General features: G+C 72.0%; 26 protein-coding genes. 12 read left to right on the top strand and 14 right to left on the bottom strand.

Annotation, left to right across the window (positions count from 1 at the left end):
* Positions 1-19: 19 nt before the first annotated feature.
* Genes ACFWJB_RS17315 through ACFWJB_RS17325 form a run of 3 tightly spaced genes read left to right on the top strand, consistent with a single transcriptional unit; the run spans position 20 to position 1982 of the window.
* Positions 20-886, top strand: a complete 867-nt coding sequence (locus ACFWJB_RS17315; protein ID WP_385461844.1) for an AraC family transcriptional regulator — start codon at positions 20-22, stop codon at positions 884-886.
* Positions 883-1677 carry an AzlC family ABC transporter permease gene (locus ACFWJB_RS17320; RefSeq protein ID WP_385461840.1) on the top strand — a complete coding sequence of 265 codons (795 nt, stop codon included), beginning with the start codon at positions 883-885 and terminating at the stop codon, positions 1675-1677. Before ACFWJB_RS17315 ends, ACFWJB_RS17320 begins: the two co-directional genes overlap by 4 nt.
* Positions 1674-1982: an AzlD domain-containing protein gene (locus ACFWJB_RS17325; RefSeq protein ID WP_385461837.1), complete on the top strand. Its 309-nt coding sequence runs from the start codon at positions 1674-1676 to the stop codon at positions 1980-1982. The genes ACFWJB_RS17320 and ACFWJB_RS17325 overlap by 4 nt, the downstream gene beginning before the upstream one ends.
* A 16-nt stretch (positions 1983-1998) precedes the next feature.
* Here ACFWJB_RS17325 and ACFWJB_RS17330 read toward each other — a convergent pair whose 3' ends face one another.
* On the bottom strand, positions 1999-2943 hold the full coding sequence (locus ACFWJB_RS17330; protein ID WP_385461834.1) for a hypothetical protein: 945 nt from the start codon (positions 2941-2943) through the stop codon (positions 1999-2001).
* Positions 2944-3024: 81 nt separating this feature from the next.
* Between ACFWJB_RS17330 and ACFWJB_RS17335 the strand changes: the two genes are divergently transcribed.
* Both ACFWJB_RS17335 and ACFWJB_RS17340 read left to right on the top strand, forming a co-directional pair.
* Positions 3025-3219 carry a DUF3046 domain-containing protein gene (locus ACFWJB_RS17335; protein ID WP_385461831.1) on the top strand — a complete coding sequence of 65 codons (195 nt, stop codon included), beginning with the start codon at positions 3025-3027 and terminating at the stop codon, positions 3217-3219.
* A 60-nt stretch (positions 3220-3279) separates the two neighbouring features.
* Positions 3280-4566: an AI-2E family transporter gene (locus tag ACFWJB_RS17340; protein WP_386923089.1), complete on the top strand. Its 1287-nt coding sequence runs from the start codon at positions 3280-3282 to the stop codon at positions 4564-4566.
* A gap of 33 nt (positions 4567-4599) precedes the next feature.
* Here the strand turns inward: ACFWJB_RS17340 and ACFWJB_RS17345 are convergent, their stop codons facing one another.
* Positions 4600-5433, bottom strand: coding sequence for a hypothetical protein (locus tag ACFWJB_RS17345; RefSeq protein WP_386923091.1), 834 nt, complete (start codon positions 5431-5433; stop codon positions 4600-4602).
* 116 nt (positions 5434-5549) lie between these two features.
* Positions 5550-5750: a DUF2191 domain-containing protein gene (locus tag ACFWJB_RS17350; protein ID WP_385461822.1), complete on the bottom strand. Its 201-nt coding sequence runs from the start codon at positions 5748-5750 to the stop codon at positions 5550-5552.
* A gap of 278 nt (positions 5751-6028) precedes the next feature.
* Between ACFWJB_RS17350 and recA the strand changes: the two genes are divergently transcribed.
* Positions 6029-7156, top strand: a complete 1128-nt coding sequence (gene recA / locus ACFWJB_RS17355; protein WP_386923093.1) for a recombinase RecA — start codon at positions 6029-6031, stop codon at positions 7154-7156.
* A gap of 2 nt (positions 7157-7158) precedes the next feature.
* Positions 7159-7911, top strand: coding sequence for a recombination regulator RecX (gene recX / locus ACFWJB_RS17360; protein ID WP_385461816.1), 753 nt, complete (start codon positions 7159-7161; stop codon positions 7909-7911).
* Positions 7912-7957: 46 nt separating this feature from the next.
* Here the strand turns inward: recX and ACFWJB_RS17365 are convergent, their stop codons facing one another.
* From ACFWJB_RS17365 to ACFWJB_RS17400, 8 genes are all read right to left on the bottom strand, one after another.
* On the bottom strand, positions 7958-8350 hold the full coding sequence (locus tag ACFWJB_RS17365) for a rhodanese-like domain-containing protein (protein WP_386923095.1): 393 nt from the start codon (positions 8348-8350) through the stop codon (positions 7958-7960).
* Complete coding sequence (locus tag ACFWJB_RS17370) at positions 8347-8886, bottom strand: cysteine dioxygenase (RefSeq protein WP_386923097.1); 540 nt, start codon at positions 8884-8886, stop codon at positions 8347-8349. The genes ACFWJB_RS17365 and ACFWJB_RS17370 overlap by 4 nt, the downstream gene beginning before the upstream one ends.
* Positions 8887-8962: 76 nt before the next feature.
* Positions 8963-9121 (bottom strand): putative leader peptide, encoded by a 159-nt coding sequence (locus ACFWJB_RS17375; RefSeq protein WP_386923099.1) that lies wholly within the window; start codon positions 9119-9121, stop codon positions 8963-8965.
* Between the two features lie 109 nt (positions 9122-9230).
* On the bottom strand, positions 9231-10838 hold the full coding sequence (locus ACFWJB_RS17380) for an FAD-dependent monooxygenase (RefSeq protein WP_386923101.1): 1608 nt from the start codon (positions 10836-10838) through the stop codon (positions 9231-9233).
* 176 nt (positions 10839-11014) lie between these two features.
* Positions 11015-11914: an amino acid ABC transporter permease gene (locus ACFWJB_RS17385; protein ID WP_385461806.1), complete on the bottom strand. Its 900-nt coding sequence runs from the start codon at positions 11912-11914 to the stop codon at positions 11015-11017.
* Positions 11911-12576, bottom strand: a complete 666-nt coding sequence (locus tag ACFWJB_RS17390; protein ID WP_385461803.1) for an amino acid ABC transporter permease — start codon at positions 12574-12576, stop codon at positions 11911-11913. Before ACFWJB_RS17390 ends, ACFWJB_RS17385 begins: the two co-directional genes overlap by 4 nt.
* Positions 12577-12660: 84 nt before the next feature.
* Positions 12661-13494 carry a glutamate ABC transporter substrate-binding protein gene (locus ACFWJB_RS17395; RefSeq protein ID WP_385461800.1) on the bottom strand — a complete coding sequence of 278 codons (834 nt, stop codon included), beginning with the start codon at positions 13492-13494 and terminating at the stop codon, positions 12661-12663.
* A 129-nt stretch (positions 13495-13623) separates the two neighbouring features.
* Positions 13624-14400: an amino acid ABC transporter ATP-binding protein gene (locus ACFWJB_RS17400; RefSeq protein WP_386923104.1), complete on the bottom strand. Its 777-nt coding sequence runs from the start codon at positions 14398-14400 to the stop codon at positions 13624-13626.
* A 326-nt stretch (positions 14401-14726) separates the two neighbouring features.
* On the opposite strand from ACFWJB_RS17400, the gene ACFWJB_RS17405 reads away from it, so the two are divergent.
* Positions 14727-15413, top strand: a complete 687-nt coding sequence (locus tag ACFWJB_RS17405) for a response regulator transcription factor (protein WP_385461794.1) — start codon at positions 14727-14729, stop codon at positions 15411-15413.
* Positions 15414-15422: 9 nt separating this feature from the next.
* A complete protein-coding gene (locus ACFWJB_RS17410; protein WP_386923106.1) occupies positions 15423-16847 on the top strand; it encodes an ATP-binding protein in 1425 nt (474 codons plus the stop codon).
* On the opposite strand, the gene ACFWJB_RS17415 is transcribed toward ACFWJB_RS17410, so the two are convergent.
* A complete protein-coding gene (locus ACFWJB_RS17415) occupies positions 16844-17839 on the bottom strand; it encodes a TAXI family TRAP transporter solute-binding subunit (protein WP_385461788.1) in 996 nt (331 codons plus the stop codon). The genes ACFWJB_RS17410 and ACFWJB_RS17415 overlap by 4 nt on opposite strands.
* Positions 17840-17944: 105 nt before the next feature.
* Between ACFWJB_RS17415 and ACFWJB_RS17420 the strand changes: the two genes are divergently transcribed.
* Positions 17945-18370, top strand: coding sequence for a MazG nucleotide pyrophosphohydrolase domain-containing protein (locus ACFWJB_RS17420; protein WP_385461785.1), 426 nt, complete (start codon positions 17945-17947; stop codon positions 18368-18370).
* An 11-nt stretch (positions 18371-18381) separates the two neighbouring features.
* Here the strand turns inward: ACFWJB_RS17420 and ACFWJB_RS17425 are convergent, their stop codons facing one another.
* Together ACFWJB_RS17425 and ACFWJB_RS17430 are read right to left on the bottom strand one after the other, a co-directional pair.
* Entirely contained in the window at positions 18382-19614 is a 1233-nt protein-coding gene (locus ACFWJB_RS17425; protein WP_385461782.1) for a cation:proton antiporter, read from the bottom strand.
* 4 nt (positions 19615-19618) lie between these two features.
* Positions 19619-20104 (bottom strand): cation:proton antiporter regulatory subunit, encoded by a 486-nt coding sequence (locus ACFWJB_RS17430; protein WP_189231791.1) that lies wholly within the window; start codon positions 20102-20104, stop codon positions 19619-19621.
* 103 nt (positions 20105-20207) lie between these two features.
* On the opposite strand from ACFWJB_RS17430, the gene ACFWJB_RS17435 reads away from it, so the two are divergent.
* Positions 20208-21359 carry a HAMP domain-containing sensor histidine kinase gene (locus ACFWJB_RS17435; RefSeq protein ID WP_385461779.1) on the top strand — a complete coding sequence of 384 codons (1152 nt, stop codon included), beginning with the start codon at positions 20208-20210 and terminating at the stop codon, positions 21357-21359.
* Positions 21359-22018, top strand: a complete 660-nt coding sequence (locus tag ACFWJB_RS17440; protein WP_239763629.1) for a response regulator transcription factor — start codon at positions 21359-21361, stop codon at positions 22016-22018. Before ACFWJB_RS17435 ends, ACFWJB_RS17440 begins: the two co-directional genes overlap by 1 nt.
* Positions 22019-22066: the final 48 nt, after the last annotated feature.

A 22066-nucleotide genomic window follows, 5' to 3' on the forward strand; every position in this document is an offset into this window, starting at 1 on the left:
GGTGGCGGAGAATGGACCCATGGCGGGATCGGGCGAACGGGCGAGGCACTGGCGGTACGCCGCGCTGCCCGGCGTCGACCTGCTGCGCGCCCAGTACATACGCAAGACCTTCGTACGGCACACCCACGAGCACTTCGTCATCGCGGCCATCGCCGACGGTGTGGAGGTCTTCCATCACGGCGGAAGCGACCAGTACGCCGGTGCCGGATCACTCGCGCTGGTCAATCCCGACACCCCGCACACGGGGCGGGCCGGTGTGCCGGAGGGCTGGCGGTACGGGGCTGTCTACCCGTCGCCCGCCCTGGTGGCCGGGATCGCCGCGGAGACGACCGCGATGCGCGGTACGCCGGGGTTCCTCCGGCCGGTGCTCGACGATCCGTACAGCGTCGAGCTGGTGCACCGGGTGCTGCGGGCGGCCGACGAGGGCAACGCGCTCGCCGCCGACACCCTGCTGCGGGTGGTCGTGACCCGGCTGCTGCGGCTGAACGGCGGCCCGCTGCCACGGCGGGAGGTGCGGACCGCCGGGGCCCGGATCGCGGCACGCGCGCGTGCCGTGCTCGAGGAGCGGATGGCCGACCCGCCGAGCCTGGAGACGCTGGCCGCGGAGTTCGGGAGCAGTCCGTTCGCGTTGCTGCGCGCCTTCCGGGACACGTACGGGATGCCGCCCCACACCTGGCTGACGGACGCCCGGGTGCGCCGGGCGCGGCGGATGCTGGATGCCGGTACGGCACCGGCCGAGGCCGCCGTCGCCGTGGGCTTCACCGACCAGCCGCACCTGAACCGGCACTTCGCGCGCATCGTGGGCGTACCGCCCGGCGCGTACCAGCGGGAGCGCAAGAACGTACAAGACGCGCGACGGCGACTGCTCCTACCGTTCGAGGCGTGACAGAACAGACAGTCGTTCCCCGAACGGACGTCGCCGGCGGCAAACCGGACGCCGCCGTCGTACGGGACGCCCTCGGGGTCGGAATCGCCGTCGGCCTGTCGGGGTTCGCCTTCGGAGTGACCTCGGCGGGCAGCGGCCTCACCCTGCTCCAGACCTGCGCGCTCAGCCTCCTGGTCTTCACCGGGGCGTCCCAGTTCGCGCTCGTGGGGGCGCTCGCGGCCGGCGGCAATCCGCTCACGGCCGCGGCCGGGGCCTTCTTCCTGGGAGTGCGCAACGCCTTCTACGGGCTGCGGCTGTCGCAGTTGCTGGCCCTCCCGCGCGCGGTGCGGCCGTTCGCGGCCCAGTGGGTCATCGACGAGACGACGGCCGTGGCCCTCGCGCAGCCGACGCGACGCAGCGTCAGGATCGGGTTCACCGTCACCGGTCTCACCCTGTACGTGCTGTGGAACCTCACGACCCTGCTCGGCGCCCTGGGCGCGGAGGCCATCGGGGACACGAACGCCTGGGGCCTCGACGCGGCCGGACCCGCGGTCTTCCTGGCACTGCTCGCGCCGATGCTGAGGACCACCACCGAGCGCACGGTCGCCGCGCTGGCCGTCCTGCTGGGGCTCGGCCTGCTGCCGGTCCTGCCCGCCGGTGTGCCCGTCCTGGTGGCCGCGCTGGCGGCGCCGGCCGTCCTGTGGGCGCGGGGACGCCGCGGGGGCGGGGCCGCACAGGCCCTCCCGCGGGACGGCGTACAGGACGGTGCGCGGGACACCGCACCGGGTTCCGTTCGGGAGGAAGAGCGTTGACCATCTGGATCGCGATCGGCGTGACCGCACTCGGCTGCTACGCCGTCAAACTCGCCGGGCTGCTCGTGCCCGCGGGCGCCCTGGAGCGGCCGCTGGTCAGGCGTCTCGCCGCCCTGCTGCCCGTCGCCCTCCTCGCCGCGCTCACGGCCCAGCAGACCTTCGCGGACGGGCGGGCCCTCGTCCTGGACGCACGGGCCGCGGGCGTCGCCGCGGCCGCCGTGGCCCTGGTGCTGCGGGCGCCGTTCCTGCTGGTCGTCGGGGCGGCGGTGGTCGTCACCGCGGGTGTGCGGGCCCTGGGCGGATGAGACCGGACGGGGCCGGTCAGCCGATGGGGCGGCCGTGCGCCCGCAGGGTGCGCAGGGCGTCGAGCGTCACCAGGGGGCGTGCCTCCAGGGCCGGGGCGGGTGCCCAGTGGCGCCAGCGGACGGGCCAGCCGCCGTCCTCGTCCTGTTCCGCCGAGAGGAAGTCGAGGGAGCGGGCCATCTCCTCGTCCGTGAACCACGCGCGCGCGAGGGAGTGCGGGGTCCTCGCGTAGTCGTGGGGGAAGTGGTGCTCGCCCGGTGCGTAACCGGGGGAGACCGGGTAGCCGTCGCGGGCGTCCGGGTCGAGCACCGCGAGGCGCTGCTCGCGCACCAGGCGGCCCAGCCTCCCGGCCGCCGCCTGCGCGCGCGGACGGTCGGGGGCGGCGTCCAGGAAGGCCACGGCGGCCTCCACCTCGTACGGGTGGGAGGTCCGCACCGACTCGACCGCCCGCCAGCAGAAGTCCGTGGCCCGGAACAGCCAGGCGTGCCAGACCTCGTTGCGGTGCAGCAGACCGACCACCGGCCCGGTGGCGAGCAGCTCCCCGGGAGGGTCGTCCACCACCGGCACGAAGGGGGCGGCCGGGTATCCGCGCTGGCTGGGATGGATCGCGGGCAGGGCCCCGTCGGCGGTGGAGACGGAGGTCAGGTAGCGGCACATCCGTTCCACGCGCTGCCCGCCGCAGCGCCCGACGGCGTCCAGGACGCGCAGGGCGTGCGCGGTGTGCAGCGGCTGGCTGACGGGGCCGCGCAGATCGGGCTCCAGGGCGTGACCGTACCCGCCGTCCGCGTTGCGGTAGGCGTCCAGCGCGGTCTCCACCGGCCCGGCGTCGCCGTCGCGGAAGTGGTACGCGAACAGGCGTTGCTCCAGCACGCGCGCGGTGAGCCAGACGAAGCGCTCCGCGCGCGCGAGCGGGGAGCGTGCGGCGGACGTCGGGGGGAGTGGGGAAGCTCCGTTCTCGGACATGCGTCAGACCGTAGGGCGGAAAGCGGTCCCAGTACGCGGTCCCGGCTCAGGGCCCACTCTCAGGGGCGGGATACTGGAGTCATGCGGTTGACGGTCTTCTGGGAGCGGATGACGGAGCACTTCGGTCCGGGCTACGCCGACACCTTCGCGCACGATCACGTGATGACGGAGCTCGGCGGTCTCACGGTGCACGGGGCGCTGGAGGCGGGCTGGGACGCCAAGGACGTGTGGCGGGTCGTCTGCACCGTCATGAACGTGCCACAGGAGCAGCGCTGATCCGTCACGAAGATCGCGGACCGTGCGTCCGCTGTCGGTGGCGTGGGCGAGACTTGGTCCGTGGCATCCACTGACGAGACCGGGCAGACGGCCCGGCACACCCCTCCGTCCGGCACGACGCCGCCCGCCCCGCCCCCGTCCGGCGGCGGCGCGGGTCCGGGCGCCCGTATGCCGCGCTGGCTGCCGCGGGCCATGGTGCTGGCCCTTTCGCTGATCGCCGTCTTCCAGCTGGGCAGCTGGGCCTTCCACCAGCTCACCGGCCTGCTGATCAACATCCTCATCGCGTTCTTCCTGGCGCTCGCCATGGAGCCCGCGGTGAGCTGGATGTCCGCGCGGGGCATGCGCCGCGGGCTGGCCACCTTCATCGTCTTCCTCGCCGTACTGATCGCCGCCGCGGGCTTCGTGACGCTGCTCGGGTCCATGCTCGCCGGCCAGATCGTCAAGATGGTCGAGGACTTCCCCGACTACCTCGACTCCGTGATCGCCTGGGTCAACGGCCACTTCCACACCGAGCTGCGACGGGTGGACGTCCAGGAGGGCCTGCTCCGCTCCGACTGGCTGCGCAACTACGTGCAGAACAGCGCCAGCGGCGTCCTGGACGTGTCCGCCCAGGTCCTCGGCGGCCTCTTCCAGCTGCTGACCATCCTGCTGTTCTCGTTCTACTTCGCCGCCGACGGCCCCCGGCTGCGGCGCGGCCTCTGTTCGGTCCTGCCGCCCGCCCGGCAGGCCGAGGTCCTGCGCGCGTGGGAGATCGCCGTGGACAAGACCGGCGGCTACCTCTACTCGCGCGGTCTGATGGCGCTGATCTCCGGCATCGCGCACTACGTCCTGCTGGAGATCCTGGAGGTGCCCTACGCGCCCGCGCTCGCCGTGTGGGTGGGCCTGGTGTCGCAGTTCATCCCCACCATCGGCACCTATCTCGCGGGCGCCCTGCCCATGCTGATCGCCTTCACGGTCAACCCCTGGTACGCGCTGTGGGTCCTGGGCTTCGTGGTGGTCTACCAGCAGTTCGAGAACTACATGCTGCAGCCCAAGCTGACGTCGAAGACGGTGGACATCCACCCCGCGGTCGCCTTCGGCTCGGTCATCGCGGGCACCGCCCTCCTGGGTGCCGTCGGCGCGCTGATCGCCATCCCGGCGGTCGCCACGCTGCAGGCGTTCCTCGGGGCGTACGTCAAGCGGTACGACGTCACGGACGATCCGCGCGTCCACGGGCACCGCGACCGCCGCGGGGCGGGGGCCGGGGCGTTCACGCGCATACGCAAGCTCTGGGCCCGGCGCCCGGACGCCGCGCCTCCCTCGGATGGCCCCGGGGACGGCGGGTCGGGAGGCAGTGGCTCCGCCTGAGCCGCCACCGGCGCCGTACGACGAGCCCCCGGGTCAGTACGTCAGGCCGGCCCACACCCCGGCGGCGGCGACGGCGGCCGTGTAGCAGCCCACCGCCACGGTCACGATCCGCCGCCGTACCGTCGCGTCCCACGACGTCGAGGCGAGCAGCCGGGCCAGGGCCGGCAGCACCAGGACGGCGTGCAGCCCCACCCCGTGCAGCGGCTTGAGCGGCGCCGTCGAGTGGTAGGCCGCCTCCTGGTGGCCGGTCCGGGTGAGGATCACGCCGCGCGCGATCATCGCGGCTCCCGAAGCCAGTCCGACGAGCAGCACCGCGAACCCTGACCGCACGGCGAGGGCCATGCCCGCCGGCCCCGCGGGCCGGTGGCGGAACGACACGACCGCGAACACGGTCAGCAGCACCACCAGGACACCGCCGCCCACCGCGAGGGACATCGACACGGCCGTGTCGAACGGCGTCTCCATGTCGAGGTGCGAGGGCACTCCGCGCCACGCCTGAAGGGTGATGCCGGCGACCTCGAGGACGCAGTCGGCGCCGAACAAGGCGAGCAGCGCGTCGCGCGTGCCCGGCCGGACGCGCAGGTACGAGGTGATCCAGGCGACCGCGATCAGCGTGACTCCGAAGGACAGCCCGAACGTCACCGGCTTGCGCCAGGAGACCGGCCCGTTCCAGGGGCCGCCGTCCACGGCGAACACCACCAGGTGCACGAGGCCGGAGAGGATCAGGAGAAGACCGGTCGCGTGGCACGCGCGTGTCACGGCGGACCGCTCGGGCTGTTCGGGCGGCGTGTCCGCCGCGGCCCCGTGGACGGTGCCGGTGCCGGTGCCGGTGGCTGCTCGGGCTCGGGTGGTCCCTTCGTCGCGCATGGGACGAGCCTGGCCCGGGACCCGCCGCCCGGTCGTCGTCCGTGCGGAGACACCCGCCGTACGCCCCGGGGAGCAGGAGCCCCGGCCGCGGCCGGCGGGAGGCGGCCGCCCCGGGGTCAGCCCTGGGGTTCCTGCGGCTTGGCGTCGACCTCGCGCAGGTTCCGGTCCTTGGTCTCCGTACGGGTCTCCGTGCGGTGGCCGCGGGCGATGTAGTCCCGGACCACCGCCTCGACGGCGTCCTGGGGCGAGCCGATGCCCGCCAGGACCATCACCTCCACCACCAGTTCGGCGTCGAGACTGATGCTGACCTTGGCCATGGGTCCCCTCCTCGCGCGGCGTGCGCGCACTCTAGCCGCCGGTACCGCGGACGCGGAGACGTACGCTCGGAGGTGCCGCGTGGTGCGCTTGACACGAAAATCGAACATCCATTCTTATGGAGGCTTCGGCGAGGCTCGTGACGGGCGATTCGACTGGGTTTGGGCGGAGAGGTGCCCGAGTTATCCACAGGCCGGACCCGCATCGAGGCCCATTGTCAGTGGCAGGCATTAGCGTCTTTGACGTGAAGCGATCGAATCAAGCAAACCGGGTGGAACCCATGGCAGGAACCGACCGCGAGAAGGCCCTGGACGCCGCGCTCGCACAGATTGAACGCCAATTCGGCAAGGGCGCGGTCATGCGCATGGGCGAGCGGTCGATGGAGCCCATCGAGGTCATCCCGACCGGGTCGACCGCGCTCGACGTGGCCCTCGGCGTCGGCGGTCTCCCGCGCGGCCGTGTGGTGGAGATCTACGGCCCGGAGTCCTCCGGCAAGACGACCCTGACCCTGCACGCCGTGGCGAACGCCCAGAAGGCCGGCGGCCAGGTCGCGTTCGTGGACGCGGAGCACGCCCTCGACCCCGAGTACGCGAAGAAGCTCGGCGTCGACATCGACAACCTGATCCTCTCCCAGCCGGACAACGGCGAGCAGGCCCTGGAGATCGTGGACATGCTGGTCCGCTCCGGCGCCCTCGACCTCATCGTCATCGACTCCGTCGCCGCGCTCGTGCCGCGTGCGGAGATCGAGGGCGAGATGGGCGACAGCCACGTGGGTCTCCAGGCCCGGCTGATGAGCCAGGCCCTGCGGAAGATCACCAGCGCGCTCAACCAGTCCAAGACCACCGCGATCTTCATCAACCAGCTCCGCGAGAAGATCGGTGTGATGTTCGGCTCCCCGGAGACCACGACCGGTGGCCGGGCGCTGAAGTTCTACGCCTCCGTGCGCATCGACATCCGCCGCATCGAGACGCTGAAGGACGGCACGGAGGCGGTCGGCAACCGCACCCGCTGCAAGGTCGTCAAGAACAAGGTCGCGCCGCCCTTCAAGCAGGCCGAGTTCGACATCCTCTACGGCCAGGGCATCAGCCGCGAGGGCGGCCTGATCGACATGGGCGTGGAGCACGGCTTCGTCCGCAAGGCCGGCGCCTGGTACACGTACGAGGGCGACCAGCTCGGCCAGGGCAAGGAGAACGCGCGCAACTTCCTGAAGGACAACCCCGACCTGGCCAACGAGATCGAGAAGAAGATCAAGGTCAAGCTGGGCGTCGGCGTGCGTCCCGAGGAGCCGGCCGCCGAGCCGGGTACGGACGCCGCGGTCTTCGCCGCCCCGGCCGACGCCGCAGCGGCGGTCCCCGCCCCCGCGACGGCCAAGGTCACCAAGTCCAAGGCCGCGGCAGCCAAGAGCTGACCGTGACACGACGAACCGACTGGGCCGAGTACGCCTCCCCGGACACTGCCGCGCCGGAGCGTGAACGGCGGAGACCGGGTGACGCGGACTCCGCCGGGCCGGACGGCGGCGGACACGGGGCGGACACACGCGCCGCCGGCCGGACCCGTGGGGCGGGCGGCCCCCGCGGGCGCCGTCGGCGCGAGGGCGCGGAGCCGTTCGCCGAGGACGGAGGTGCCACTTCCTCGTCGAGGGCCGAGAAGGGGGAGCCTCCGCGGGACCCGGTGGAGCAGGCACGGGCGATCTGCCTGCGCCTGCTCACCGGGACCCCGCGCACCCGCAGGCAACTGGCCGACGCCCTGCGCAAACGGGAGATCCCGGACGAGGCCGCGGAGGAGGTGCTGTCCAGGTTCGAGGAGGTCGGCCTGATCAACGACAGCGCCTTCGCCGACGCCTGGGTGGAGTCCCGGCACCACGGCCGCGGACTGGCCCGGCGCGCTCTCGCCCGGGAGCTGCGGACCAAGGGCGTCGACTCCACCCTCATCGACGCGGCGGTGTCCCAGCTGGACTCCGAGCAGGAGGAGGAGACCGCACGGGAGCTCGTCGCCCGCAAACTGCGCTCCACCCGCGGCCTCGACCGCGACAAGAGGCTGCGCCGCCTCGCCGGCATGCTGGCCCGCAAGGGCTACCCCGAGGGCATGGCCCTGCGGGTGGTCCGCCAGGCGCTGGAAGAGGAGGGCGAGGACACGGAGTTCCTCGGCGGCGAGGGCTTCTGACCGCGCGCGCCGCCGTCCGCGCACCGTCCCGACCGCCCCAGGTGGGCTACGGCACGGCCACCGGAAGCCCCGCCGCCCGCCACGCCTGGAACCCGCCGACGAGATCGGTGGCCCGGTGCAGCCCCAGCCGGTGCAGGGACTCCGCGGCGAGGCTGGAGGCGTAACCCTCGTTGCACACCACCACGACACGCAGATCGTGGTCCGTCGCCTCGGGAACGCGATGGCTGCCCCGCGGGTCCATGCGCCACTCGAGTTCGTTGCGCTCGATCACCAAGGCGTCCGGAATCAGGCCGTCCGCGTCGCGCAGGGCGGCGTACCGGATGTCGACCAGCAGCGCCTCACCCGCCTTCGCGGCCTCGTACGCCGCGTGCGGTTCGATGCGGGTGTAGCCCCGGCGTACCCGCTCCAGCACCGTGTCGATCCTGATCTGTTCGCTCACTGCCAGTCCTCCGGACGCTCTACCTCCTCCAGGCGCAGGACCTGGCCGCTGCGACTGTACCGACGGATCCGCGGCAGGGGCGGGAAGTACGCGTGGACGGAGACCGCGTGCCGGTCGGAAGACTCGTTGAGCACCTCGTGCACGTGGTGCCGTCCGAAGGCGCGCCCCTTCCCGGCGGGCAGGCGACGCTCCCGGTCCACGCCGTCGGTGAGTTCCAGGGTCTTCCACCCGTCGGTGGGCAGCCGGGCGGCCAGCGCGTTCTCCTTGAGCTCGCCCGCCGCGGTCACGAAGGCACCCACCGACTCCGCATGGTCGTGCCAGCCCGTCCCCGTGCCGGGCGGCCAGCCGATCAGCCAGGCCTCGCTGCCGCCGGGCCCCGCCAGCCGCACCCAGGTGCGGCCCTCGGGGTCGAGGGGGAGCGAGGCGATCAGTTCGGCGTCGGCGGCGACGCGCCGCACGAAGTCGAGGAGTTCGGCCTGGGTCGGCGCGGGCGCGCCGGGGGCCGTCGAGGCAGGGGCAGGGGAGGACACAGACATGGGTACCGTCCTGGGGGTTCGCGAGGAGCGCGCGGCGGCATGGCGAAGCGGGACGCGCGAAGGAAGTGATGCGAAGTCAGCAGGACGGGCGACACACGCAGCCCGCATAGCGGACGAGGTCCATGTGGACCCTCCGCCACAGGCGCACATCGGTGTCGGTCACGCTCCGGAGTAGACCATGACGGCGTGGGCCGGTCAACTCACCCCCACGATAGGGACGGCGGCCGACGACCACGGAACCCCGACGAGCGACCGCCCGCCCCGGCCGCAACCGACCGGCCGGCCGTCAGCGTGCCGGCGGCCGGCCGCCGGCAACGCGCCGCCGACACCTCACGGGCGCCCGCTCAGCGGGCGCCGGCCGCGGCTCCCGCCTCGGCAGCCGCCTTCCTCGCCCCGCCCAGCGCCGCCTCGGCCGCCGTGTAGAGGTCGGCGGGACGCACCCCGTTCAGCGCCGTGACCAGGACTCCGTCGGGACGCACCAGCAGCACCGTGTGCGCCGCGGCCCCGGGGTAACGCTCCGCGACCAGCAGCTCGGCATGGTGCGGCAGCGCCGTCACGGCCGCCGCCAGCCGGGGCATGACGCCGGCGGTCACCCAGTGCTTGCGGTCCCAGACCCCCGTGCCCGGCGCGATCAGCACCACCAGCAGCGCACCGCGCCCCAGCCGGTCCCGCAGCCGCACGAACGTGCCGTCCTCGGCCGTGACCCGCACGTCGGTGACGGGAGAACCCGGCGTCGTGCCGACGGCCACCTCGCCGTCGAGGGGAGCCGGCATGAGCGGCGAACCGGCGTACGTCCCCGGCGCCCCGAGCGCGCCGCGCCCCAGGTGACCGTCGGCGAGCAGGGCGTCGTGACCCCGGGCCGAGCCGGGGACGTACGACCGCAGCCCCCCGCCGCCGCGCAGCAGCGGCAGTACCTGGTCGGCGGCGCGCAGCCGGGCCGCGACGGCCGTGCGCCGCTCCTTCTGGTAGCTGTCGAGCAGCGCCTCCTGGGGTCCGTGGTGCCAGGCCAGGGCGAGCTTCCAGGCCAGGTTCTCGGCGTCCCGCAGCCCCTCGTCGAGGCCCTGAGTGCCCAGCGCGCCGAGCAGGTGCGCCGCGTCCCCGGCGAGGAACACGCGCCCCACCCGCCAGCGGCGGGCCAGCCGGTGGTGGACCGTGTGGACGCCGGTGTCGAGGAGTTCGTACGACGGAGTGGCCCCGGCCCGCCAGCCGGTGAGGGTCTCCCGGATCCGGTTCACCAGCAGCTCGGGCGTGACCAGGTCCTTGCCGGGCGGCAGCAGCCAGTCCAGGCGCCACACGCCGTCCTGCAGGGGGCGGCCGACGATCTCGCTGCCCGACGGACCGGACGTCCGCCAGGGCGGTGTGCGGTGCAGAAGTGCCTCGTCGGTCCAGGGGAGTTCGGTGCGCAGCGCGGCGACGGCGTATCGTTCCACCGCCGTACGGCCGGGGAAGCGGATGTCCTGGAGCTTGCGCACGGTCGAGCGGGGGCCGTCGCAGCCGACCAGGTAACTGCCGCGCCACCAGGTGCCCTTGGGGCCGCGGGTGTGTGCGGTGATGCCGGACGTCTCCTGCTCGATGCCGTCCAGACGACTGTCCGCCGCGACCTTCACGAGGGGCTCGCGGTCCAGGGCGGCGCGCAGGATCCCGCTCAGCACGTGCTGGGCGATGTGCAGCGGTGCCGGGTCGCTGTCGTCGAAGGAGACCTCGCGCGTCACCTGCTTGCGCCGCATCGCCCGCCATCCGGCCCAACGGAAACCGGCCTCGTCCAGGAAGGTCCCGGTGAGCCTCTCGACGAGGGCGACGACGTCCTCGCTCAGGACGACGGTGCGCGCGGGACGCGGTTCGTCCTTGCCCGGACCCTCGTCGAGGACGACGCAGGGCACTTCCTGACGTGCCAGCGCCAGGGCGAGCGCGAGCCCGACGGGCCCCGCTCCGGCGATGATCACCGGATCCACGGTGCAGTGCCCCCTGCCTGTGACGGCGTCCCGGGGGACGTGGGTGAACAGGAAGTTGGAGCAGGGTGCACGGTCACAGAACGTATGCAACCCATTGCCACTGCTTGCGTCAAGCGAACGGAGGCAGTGGCGATCTTGCCACTGCCTCCGTCATGGTCGCACATTCTGACCAGGGGTCAGGTCTTGGCCACGCCGCCCCCGGCCGCCGGCGTTCCGGGCGTGCCCGCGTCGTCCACCTTGAGCACGGCCCCGGTCGACTTCTTCGCCCGCCGCAGTCGCCGCTCCAGCCAGCTCGCGAAGCTGGTGAGCGCGAAGTTGAGCGCGATGTAGATGAGGGCCACCACGGTGAAGCTCGCGATGGTGTTGGCGCCGTAGTAGGCACTCATCGTGTTGGCGGAGGACAGCAGCTCGGAGAAGGTCAGGACGGCGCCACCGAGGGCGGTGTCCTTCACGATCACGACCAGCTGGCTGACGATGGCCGGCAGCATCGCGGTGACCGCCTGCGGCAGCAGGATCAGCCGCATCACCTGGCCCTTGCGCAGGCCGATCGCCATCGCGCCCTCGGCCTGGCCCTTGGGCAGGGCCAGGATGCCCGACCGGACGATCTCGGCGAGGACGGAGGCGTTGTACAGCACGAGACCCGTGACGACCGCGTACAGCGGACGGTCGTCCGCGCTGACGCTGGTGTACTCGGCGAACAGGGCGAGGCCGAAGATCATCAGGACCAGCACGGGGATGGACCGGAAGAACTCGACCACGACGGCGGCCGGAACCCGCACCCAGGCGTGGTCGGACAGCCGGGCGATGCCGAGGACCGCACCGAGCGGCAGCGCGATCACCACCGCGAGCGCGGCGGCCTTCAGCGTGTTCTCCAGACCGGGCCAGATGTACGTGGACCAGGCCTCGGTGCCCGAGAAGAACGGCTTCCACTTCTCCCCGTCGAGCTGGCCCTTGTCGGAGAGTGTGCTGAACACCCACCAGATCAGCGCCCCGAAGACGACGAGGAAGAGGACGTTGAACAGGATGTTGCGCCGCTTGGCGCGGGGGCCCTGGGCGTCGTAGAGAACGGAGCTCATCGCTTCACCGCCACCTTCTTGCCCACCCAGCCCAGGATCAGGCCGGTCGGCAGCGTCAGAATCACGAACCCGACGGCGATGACCGCGGAGATCAGCAGCAGCTGCGCCTCGTTCTCGATCATCTCCTTCATCAGAAGCGCCGCCTCGGCGACACCGATGGCGGCGGCCACCGTGGTGTTCTTGATGAGGGCGATCAGGACGTTCGCCAGGGGAACGACGGACGAGCGGAACGCCTGCGGCAGCACCACGAGCCGGAGCACCTGGCCGAAGCTCAGACCGATCGCCCGCGCCGCCTCCGCCTGCCCCACCGGCACCGTGTTGATGCCGGAGCGCAGCGCCTCGCACACGAAGGACGAGGTGTAGAGGATCAGGCCGAGGACCGCGAGCCGGAAGTTGATCGTCTCGATGTCGTCGGAGCCGAGGCTGATGCCCAGGGTCTGGTTCAGGCCCAGTGACGCGAACAGGATGATGACGGTCAGGGGAATGTTCCGCACGATGTTCACGTACGCGGTCCCGAAGCCGCGCATCAGCGGCACCGGGCCCACCCGCATGGCGGCCAGTACGGTGCCCCAGATCAGGGAGCCGACGGCCGAGAGCGCAGCGAGCTGCACCGTCGTCCAGAAGGCTCCCAGCAGGTCGTAATCCTCAAGAAAGTCGAACACGATCTCCCGCGCTTTCGCGTGTAGGGAAGCCCGCCCCGGTGCGCCGCCCCTTCCGGAGGGCGGCGCACCCTGTCAGGCGCTGCTTCAGCTCTTGATGTCGCCGATCTTCGGCGCGGGCTCGTTCTTGTAGTTGGCCGGGCCGAGGTTGGTGTCCACGGCCTTCTGCCAGGACTTGTCGGCCACCATCTCCTCGAGGGCCTTGTTGATCTTGTCCTTGAGGTCGCTGCCCTTCTTGACGCCGATGCCGTAGTTCTCGTTGGTCATCTTGAAGGCGCCGAGCTTGAACTTGCCCTTGAACTGCGACTGGGAGGCGTAGCCGGCGAGGATCGAGTCGTCCGTGGTCAGCGCGTCGAGGGCGCCGGTCTGGAGACCGTTCAGGCAGGCGGAGTACGTCGGCAGGTTCTGCAGCTGGGCATCGGGGGCCAGCTTCTTCTTGACGTTCTGGGCCGAGGTCGAGCCGGTGACCGAGCAGAGCTTGGCGTCGTTGAGGTCCTGCGGCGCCTTGATCTTGTCGTCGTCGGCGCGGAGCAGCACGTCCTGGTGGGCGAGCAGGTAGGGGCCGGCGAAGTCGACCTTCTCCTGGCGCTCCGGCGTGATCGAGTAGGTGGCGGCGATGAAGTCGACGTCACCGCGCTGCAGCATGGTCTCGCGGTCGGCGCTCTTCGACTCCTTCCACTCGATCTGGTCCTCGGTGTAGCCGAGCTTCTTCGCGACGTACGTGGCGACGTCGACGTCGAAGCCGGCGTAGCCGTCCGGGGTCTTCTGGCCGAGGCCCGGCTGGTCGAACTTGATGCCGATGGTGATCTTCTTGCCACCACCGGAACCGTTGTCGTCGCTGTCGTCGCCGCCGCACGCGGTGGCGGACAGGGCGAGGGCGAGGACGGCGGCCGAGGCGGCGGTGACCTTGCGGAGCTTCATGGTGAACATCCTTTGGCTGTGATCGAACTGCGATCGGACGATCAGAGGATCAAACGATCAGATGCGGGCCATCAGGGGCGGGTGGCGAGACGAACGGCGACGCGGTTCGCCGGCGCCGGGCCAGGAGCGTCAGTGATGGAGGATCTTCGACAGGAAGTCCTTGGCACGGTCGCTGCGCGGGTTGCTGAAGAACTGCTCCGGCGCGGCCTCTTCGACGATGCGGCCGTCCGCCATGAACACCACGCGGTTGGCGGCGGACCGGGCGAACCCCATCTCGTGCGTGACCACGATCATGGTCATGCCGTCCTGGGCGAGCTGCCGCATGACCTCGAGGACCTCGTTGATCATCTCGGGGTCGAGAGCCGACGTCGGCTCGTCGAAGAGCATGACCTTCGGGTCCATGGCCAGGGCGCGCGCGATGGCGACACGCTGCTGCTGACCGCCGGAGAGCTGGGCCGGGTACTTGTCCGCCTGGGCGCCCACGCCGACCCGGTCGAGCAGGGCCCGGGCCTTCTCCTCGGCCTTCTCGGCGTCGACCTTGCGGACCTTGACCTGGCCCAGCGTGACGTTCTCGAGCACGGTCTTGTGCGCGAACAGGTTGAACGACTGGAAGACCATGCCGACGTCGGCGCGCAGCCGGGCCAGCTCCCTGCCCTCGGCGGGCAGCGGCTTGCCGTCGATCGTGATCGCGCCCGAGTCGATGGTCTCCAGGCGGTTGATGGTGCGGCACAGTGTGGACTTACCGGACCCGGAGGGCCCGATGACCACGACGACCTCGCCGCGGGTGATCGTCAGGTCGATGTCCTGGAGCACGTGCAGCGCGCCGAAGTGCTTGTTGACATTGCTCAGCACGACCAGTTCGCCGGTCGCGGCCACGTCTTCCTTGGCCACCGATACTTCGGTCATCGCTTTCGGGCTCCGTCCTCCTCGGTTTCGGAGGACAGTAGTAACGCCGAACGACCTGCGTCTCTACATCTGAGGGGAATCTGAGCATCACGATCCGATAGCAATCGGACACCCGTCGTAGCTCGGGCGACCAGGGCACATATCGGCCGGATAACTTCGGGCGACTGCGGCCGGAAGCCTCTTGACGCCGCGGCCCTCCATCGGCGTCACTGCACTGGGCACGCGCGCGCGTGCACACGTCGCGCACACGCCGTCCACCCGTTCCGACGTACCCGCCCTGTTGTACCCGCCCCGATCGTACGGCCGATGAACCGAAGGAGGCCCGGATGAGACTGCTGCTCGTCGAGGACGACAACCACGTCGCGGCCGCGCTGTCCGCGGTCCTTGCCCGGCACGGCTTCGACGTCACCCATGCGCGCAACGGCGAGGAGGCGCTCCAGGCGCTCGTCCCCGAGGGCGACTGCTTCGGCGTCGTCCTGCTCGACCTCGGCCTGCCCGACCAGGACGGCTACGAGGTCTGCGGCAAGATCCGCAAGCGCACCGCCACCCCCGTGATCATGGTCACCGCCCGCTCCGACGTCCGCTCCCGCATCCACGGCCTCAACCTCGGCGCCGACGACTACGTGGTCAAGCCGTACGACACCGGCGAGCTGCTCGCCCGCATCCACGCCGTCAGCCGGCGCACCGCCCACGAGGACGTTCCGGGCACCGCCGAGGCCGTGGTGCGCCTGGGCGCCGTGCACATCGAACTGCCGACCCGCCAGGTCAGCGTCGACGGGGCGGCCGTCCAGCTCACCCGCAAGGAGTTCGACCTCCTCGCCCTGCTCGCGCAGCGTCCCGGCGTGGTCTTCCGCCGGGAGCAGATCATCAGCGAGGTCTGGCGCACCAGCTGGGAGGGGACCGGGCGCACCCTGGAGGTGCACGTCGCCTCCCTGCGGTCCAAGCTGCGCATGCCGGCACTCATCGAGACCGTGCGCGGCGTCGGTTACCGCCTCGTCGCCCCCACCGCGTAGCGGGGCCGGGTGCGCACACGCCTGCTTCCGCTGCTCATCGTCCTGATGGCGGCCGTGCTGCTCGCCCTCGGTGTCCCGCTCGCCGTAAGCGTCGCCCGCGCCGAACAGCAGCGCGTCGTCGTCGACCGCATCGACGACACGGCACGCTTCGCGGCGCTCGCCCAGTTCGTCACCGAGTCCGCCCCGGGCGGCTCCCGCCTGACCACGACGGACGAGCGCCAGGAGACCCTGCAGACCGAGCTCACCAGCTACTACGAGGTCTACGACATCCGGGCGGGCGTCTTCTACCGCAACCAGATCCCCATGGCCAACGCGCCGACGACCTGGTTCCTCCCGCAGGCCGGCGAGGTGCGCGACGCCTTCGACGAGGCGCTCCTCAGCCGCCGCAGCCACGATCCGCAGCAGGTGTGGCCCTGGGAGGACGGCCGGCTCGTGGTGGCCTCGCCGGTCATCCGCGACGGAGACGTCGTCGCCGTCGTGGTCACCGACTCGCCCACCGACGCGATGCGCTCCCGGACCCTGCGCGGCTGGCTCGTCATCGGGGCCGGCGAGATCGCCGCCATGCTGCTCGCCGTGGGCGCCGCGCTCCGGCTGACCGGCTGGGTGCTCAGGCCGGTGCGCGTACTCGACGCCACCACCCACGACATCGCCACCGGACGGCTGAAGTCCCGGGTCGCGCCCTCCGGGGGACCACCCGAGCTCAGGCGTCTGGCCAGGTCCTTCAACGAGATGGCCGACCACGTCGAGGACGTGCTGGAGCAGCAGCGCGCCTTCGTCGCGGACGCCTCGCACCAGTTGCGCAACCCCCTGTCCGCGCTGCTGCTGCGCATCGAACTGCTCGCACTCGAACTGCCCGAGGGCAACGAGGAGATCGCCTCCGTCCAGGCCGAGGGCAAGCGCCTCGCCCGCGTCCTGGACGACCTGCTCGACCTGGCGCTGGCCGAGCATAGCGAGGCCGACCTCAAGGTCACCGACATCGGCGCGCTGACGGCCGAGCGGCTGGCCGCCTGGTCACCGACAGCCGAGGCCAAGGGCGTACGGCTGGAGGGGGACTGCCCGCCGACCACGGGCTGGGCCGACCCGGTGACGCTGTCCAGCGCACTGGACGCGGTCATCGACAACGCGGTGAAGTTCACGCCGGCCGGCGAGACCGTCGGCGTCACGGTCACCTCCACCGGCAGCACCACCACCGTCGAGGTCACCGACAACGGGCCCGGTCTGACCGACGAGGAGCTCGCCCGCGTCGGCGACCGCTTCTGGCGCAGCGGCCGGCACCAGAACATCAAGGGCTCGGGCCTCGGCCTGTCCATCTGCAGGGCGCTGCTCGCGGCGGGCGACGGCGAGATCTCCTTCGCCCCCCACGAACCGCACGGACTGACCGTGACGGTCACGGTGCCGAGGTCGGGAGCGCGCAAGGGGCCAGGCCGGCCCTAGGGCTTCACCGACCGGTAGTACCGCCGGGCGCCCTCGTGCAGCTCCAGCGGGTCCGTGTAGATCGCCGTCCGCAGGTCCACCAGTTGGGCGGAGTGCACGTGCGCCCCGATGCCGTCACGGCTGTCGAGGACCGCCCTGGTCAGCCATTCGGTGAGCCGCGGATCCATGTCCGCGCGCGTGATCAGCAGGTTGGACACCGCCATCGTCGGCACCACGGCACCGTTCTGGACCGTGGGGTACGCCGACTCCGGGATGTTGGTGGAGCGGTAGTAGCGGGTCGCGCCGCCGGACGCGTGCAGCTTGGCGACGAGATCGTCGCCTATCGGTACGAAGCGGAAGGCGGACGTTTCGGCTATCTGCCTGAGGCCGTCCGTCGGCAGCCCGCCCGACCAGAAGAACGCGTCGATCTCGTGACCCAGCCGGCCCGGACCGGTGTCGATGCCGTCCGGCCGGGGCGTGATGTCCCGCTCCGGATCGATGCCGACGGCCCGCAGCAGCCGGGTGGCGATCAGGCGCACACCCGAGTTCAGCGGGCCGACGGCCACCCGCTTGCCCCGCAGATCGGCGACGGACCGGATGTCCGAGCCGTTCGGGACGACGAGCTGTACGTAGTCGTCGTAGAGCCGGGTGACACCGCGCAGCTGCTCGGCGCCGGCCCGGTCGGCGATCTTGTAGGTCTCCACCGCGTCGGCCGCGGCGATGGTGAAGTCGGCCTCCCCGGACGCGACCCGCTCGACGTTCTCCTGGGAGCCCGCACTGGTCATCAGCCGCACCTTCAGACCCGGCATGTCCTTGCGCAGCTCGGTGCGCAGCAGCTCGCCGTACTTCTGGTAGACCCCGGCGCGCGTGCCCGTGCTGAACGTGATCGTCCCGCTCGGCGGCTTCTCGCCCAGGGGCAGCAGCCACCAGAGCAGCAGCCCCAGGGCGACGACACCGGCGGCCGCGCCGGTGAGGGCCCGGCGGCCGCCGGCACGGGAGAACATCGTGGACATGCGCGCGATCCTGCCAGTCCGCATCCCCGCTGACCAGGGCCGGGCTCACACCCGGGGCCGCACGGGCGTGGGGCGGTGCCGGCGCCGCTCGCTACAGTCGTCGGTATGAGCAGCTCCACGCCCGCCGACCTGGTCCGCGCGTTCCACCTGGCCCTCGGCCTGGACACCCGCAGCACGCCGACGGAGGTCGAGCCCGCCCTGGCCGCCCAGCGGGGCGCCCTGCTCGCCGAGGAGGCCGCGGAGGTCGCCGAGGTGTCGGTGACCGGCCCGCTCGACCGGCTCGCGCACGAGCTGGCCGACGTGGTCTACGTCGCCTACGGCACGGCCCTGGTCCACGGCATCGACCTCGACGCGGTGATCGCCGAGGTCCACCGCTCCAACATGACCAAGCGGGGCCCCGACGGCCGGGTGAGCCGCAGAGCCGACGGCAAGGTGCTCAAGGGCGACCACTACGAGGCCCCGGACGTGGCGGGCGTACTGCGCCGGCAGGGGTGGCGGCCCGGGGCGCCGGACGTGACGCCGGACGCCTGACGCCGGCCGGGTCAGTCGCCCACCGACGCCTCGGCCTCCCTGGCCCGCGGCGTCTCCCCGGTCACCTCCGCGGGCCGGTCGGGATCGTTCCGGCGGCGGAACAGGCGCGACGCCAGCGGCTCGGTGAAGCGGGCGGTGAGGGGCCCGAGGACGACCAGGATGAGGACGTACGCCGTGGCCAGCGGGCCCAGGGACGGCTCGATCCCGGCGGACACCGCCAGTCCGGCGATGACGATGGAGAACTCGCCGCGGGCCACCAGCGCGCCGCCCGTGCGCCATCGGCCCTTGACGGATATTCCGGCGCGCCGCGCCGCCCAGTACCCGGTCGCGATCTTCGTCACGGCGGTCAGCAGCGCCAGCGCCAGCGCCGGCAGCAGTACCGGCGGGATGCTGGCCGGGTCGGTATGCAGTCCGAAGAAGACGAAGAAGACGGCGGCGAACAGATCCCGCAGCGGGCTCAGCAGCGTGTGCGCGCCCTCCGCGACCTCGCCGGACAGCGCGATGCCCACCAGGAAGGCCCCGACCGCGGCCGACACCTGGAGCTGCTGGGCGACGCCGGCGACCAGGATCGTCAGGCCCAGCACCACCAGCAGCAGCTTCTCCGGGTCGTCGCTGGAGACGAACCGGGAGATCAGCCGGCCGTAGCGGACAGCGACGAACAGGACCAGCCCGGCGGCGGCGAGCGCGACGGCCAGCGTGATGCTGCCCGTCATCAGCCCGGCGCCGGCCACCAGCGCGGTGACGATCGGCAGGTACACCGCCATCGCCAGGTCCTCCAGGACCAGCACGCTCAGGATCACCGGCGTCTCTCGGTTGCCGACCCGGCCCAGGTCGCCGAGGACCTTCGCGATGACGCCGGACGACGAGATCCAGGTGACGCCGGCCAGGACAACGGCGGCCACCGGACCCCAGCCCAGCAGCAGCGCGGCCACCGCGCCGGGCACCGCGTTGAACGCGCAGTCGACGAGACCGGCGGGATAGTGCGACTTGAGATTGGTGACCAGGTCACCGGCCGTGTACTCCAGGCCGAGCATCAGCAGCAGCAGGATGACGCCGATCTCGGCGCCGGTCGCCACGAACTCCTCGCTCGCGCCGAGGGGCAGCAGCCCGCCCTCCCCGAAGGCGAGGCCGGCCAGCAGGTACAGCGGGATGGGGGACAGGCGGTAGCGGCCGGCGAACCGGCCGAGCAGCCCGAGCCCCAGGATGATGGAACCGAACTCGATCAGCAGAACCGCGGAGTGCACAGGCTCACTCCTGCCCGAGTATCGCCGCGGCGGAGTCGACGCCCTCACGGGTGCCGATGACGATCAGGATGTCACCACCAGACAGCCGGAAGTCCGGTGCCGGCGACGGAATCGCCTCGGCCCGCCGCAGCACGGCCACGATCGACGCGCCCGTGTCGGTGCGCATCCGGGTGTCGCCCAGGACCCGCCCGTTCCAGCGGGACGTCGCGGACACCTCGATCCGCTCGGCGACCAGCCCCAGATCGGTCGTGTACAGCAGGCTCGCGCTGTGGTGGGACGGCTTCAGCGTGTCGATCAGCGCACCCGCCTCCTGCCCGGTGAGCCGGAGCGAGTGGGCGCAGGAGTCGGGATCGTCGGCCCGGTACACGTTCACAGTGCGGGCGCCGTCGCGGTGCGCCACCACCGACAGATGGCGGTGTTCACGGGTCACCAGGTCGTACTGCACCCCGATACCCGGTAGCGGCGTCGCCCTCAGGCGTGGAGCGGACACGAGTCTTCCCCTCATTCGTCCTGCATGTCTTGCTGCGCTTTTCCGCACGTACCCGACGTGCTCGCGACCTCGCCATGCTGTCACCCGCACGTACGGTGGCGGTATGGGTGTCGTGACGGATATACGCGGCCGGTCCCGGACGGCGAGACTGGTTCCGGCCGTGTTGCGTGCGAGGGCCGGGAGGAGCGGAAAGCGGACCGTGTCGCTGTTCTGGCGGATCTTCTCTCTCAACGCGGCGGGCCTGGTCGCGGCCACCGCGCTGCTGCTGGGACCGGTCACCGTCTCGACGCCCGTCCTGCCGCACGAGGCCCTGATCCTGCTCGGCGGCCTCACTGCCCTGCTGGCCGGCAACGCCGTCGTCCTGCGGCTGGGACTCACCCCGCTGCACCGGCTGGGCCGTGCCATGAGCACCGCCGACCTGCTCGTGCCCGGCACCCGCCCGGAGGTCGCCGGACCGGCCGAGGCCGCCGAGCTGATCGCCACGTACAACACGATGCTCGACCGGCTCCAGGCCGAACGCGCCGCCGGCGCCGGGCGCGCCCTGCAGGCCCAGGAACGCGAGCGCCACCGCATCGCCCGGGAACTGCACGACGAGGTCGGACAGACCCTCACCGCCGTCCTCCTCCAGCTCAAGCGGGTCGCCGACCGGGTACCGGGCGAGCTGCGTGAGGAGGTGACTCTCGCCCAGGAGGCCACCCGCGCCGGTCTGGACGAGATCCGCCGCATCGCGCGCCGGCTGCGCCCCGGCGTCCTGGAGGAGCTCGGTCTGGCCAGCGCCCTGCGCGCGCTCGCCGCCGAGTTCACCCACCACGGGCTCACCGTCGCCCACCACGTCCCCGGTGACCTGCCCCCGCTCACCCCGGAGGCGGAACTCGTGATCTACCGGGTCGCCCAGGAGGGCCTCACCAACACCGCCCGTCACGCCGCCGCCGACCGCGCCGGCCTCACCCTGCGCCCGCTGCCCGGCGGTATCGAACTGCTCGTCCGTGACAACGGCACCGGTCTCGGCACGACCGCCGAGGGCGCCGGCATCCGGGGCATGCGCGAACGGGCCCTGCTGATCGGAGCCGAGATCCACTTCGAACCCGCCCCCGGAGGGGGCACCGACGTACGTCTACGCGTCCCGGTTCCGGCCGGGGACCCGCCCGCTCCGGCCGCCGGCCGGCCCGGGGACCCGGTCGCGGACCGCGCCGAAGACCCCACCGCGGACCCGGGAGCGGACCGCGCCGAAGACCGCACCGGAGACCGCACCTGATGTCCGCACGGCCCCCCATCCGCGTCCTGCTCGCCGACGACCACACCCTCGTCCGCCGCGGAGTGCGCCTCATCCTGGACGGCGAACCGGACCTCACGGTCGTCGCGGAGGCCGGGGACGGCGCCGAGGCCGTCGCGGCGGCGCGGGCCACCGAGGTCGACCTCGCCGTCCTGGACGTCGCCATGCCCCGCATGACCGGCCTCCAGGCGGCCCGCGAACTCTCCCGCCGCCTGCCGCGGCTGCGCATCCTCATCCTGACCATGTACGACAACGAGCAGTACTTCTTCGAGGCCCTCAAGGCCGGGGCCTGCGGATACGTCCTCAAGTCCGTCGCCGACCGCGACCTGGTCGAGGCATGCCGGGCGGCCGTGCGCGACGAGCCGTTCATCTACCCGGGCGCGGAGCGGGCCCTCGTCCGCTCCTACCTCGACCGCCTGCACAGCGGCGGAGGCCTGCCCGAGCGGCCCATCACCGAACGCGAGGAGGAGATCCTCAAGCTCGTCGCCGAGGGCCACACCTCCAAGGAGATCGGCGAGCTGCTGTTCATCAGCGCCAAGACCGTCGAACGCCACCGCGCGAACCTGCTGCAGAAGCTGGGCGTCCGCGACCGCCTGGAACTCACCCGCTACGCGATCCGCGCGGGCCTCATCGAGCCCTGACCAGCCCTGACCAGCCCTGACCCCGGTTGTCCACAGGCGGCCCGGGCC

The organism is Streptomyces sp. NPDC127100, from assembly GCF_042724095.1.
Classification (GTDB): Bacteria; Actinomycetota; Actinomycetes; order Streptomycetales; family Streptomycetaceae; genus Streptomyces.

Coding starts and splice junctions, on each gene's coding strand:
- ACFWJB_RS17315 (WP_385461844.1), top strand. CDS start 20: ATGGCGGGATCGGGCGAACGGGCGAGGCACTGGCGGTACGCCGCGCTG.
- ACFWJB_RS17330 (WP_385461834.1), bottom strand. CDS start 2,943: ATGTCCGAGAACGGAGCTTCCCCACTCCCCCCGACGTCCGCCGCACGC.
- ACFWJB_RS17335 (WP_385461831.1), top strand. CDS start 3,025: ATGCGGTTGACGGTCTTCTGGGAGCGGATGACGGAGCACTTCGGTCCG.
- ACFWJB_RS17345 (WP_386923091.1), bottom strand. CDS start 5,433: ATGCGCGACGAAGGGACCACCCGAGCCCGAGCAGCCACCGGCACCGGC.
- ACFWJB_RS17350 (WP_385461822.1), bottom strand. CDS start 5,750: ATGGCCAAGGTCAGCATCAGTCTCGACGCCGAACTGGTGGTGGAGGTG.
- recA (WP_386923093.1), top strand. CDS start 6,029: ATGGCAGGAACCGACCGCGAGAAGGCCCTGGACGCCGCGCTCGCACAG.
- ACFWJB_RS17370 (WP_386923097.1), bottom strand. CDS start 8,886: ATGTCTGTGTCCTCCCCTGCCCCTGCCTCGACGGCCCCCGGCGCGCCC.
- ACFWJB_RS17385 (WP_385461806.1), bottom strand. CDS start 11,914: ATGAGCTCCGTTCTCTACGACGCCCAGGGCCCCCGCGCCAAGCGGCGC.
- ACFWJB_RS17395 (WP_385461800.1), bottom strand. CDS start 13,494: ATGAAGCTCCGCAAGGTCACCGCCGCCTCGGCCGCCGTCCTCGCCCTC.
- ACFWJB_RS17400 (WP_386923104.1), bottom strand. CDS start 14,400: ATGACCGAAGTATCGGTGGCCAAGGAAGACGTGGCCGCGACCGGCGAA.
- ACFWJB_RS17405 (WP_385461794.1), top strand. CDS start 14,727: ATGAGACTGCTGCTCGTCGAGGACGACAACCACGTCGCGGCCGCGCTG.
- ACFWJB_RS17415 (WP_385461788.1), bottom strand. CDS start 17,839: ATGTCCACGATGTTCTCCCGTGCCGGCGGCCGCCGGGCCCTCACCGGC.
- ACFWJB_RS17420 (WP_385461785.1), top strand. CDS start 17,945: ATGAGCAGCTCCACGCCCGCCGACCTGGTCCGCGCGTTCCACCTGGCC.
- ACFWJB_RS17435 (WP_385461779.1), top strand. CDS start 20,208: ATGGGTGTCGTGACGGATATACGCGGCCGGTCCCGGACGGCGAGACTG.
- ACFWJB_RS17440 (WP_239763629.1), top strand. CDS start 21,359: ATGTCCGCACGGCCCCCCATCCGCGTCCTGCTCGCCGACGACCACACC.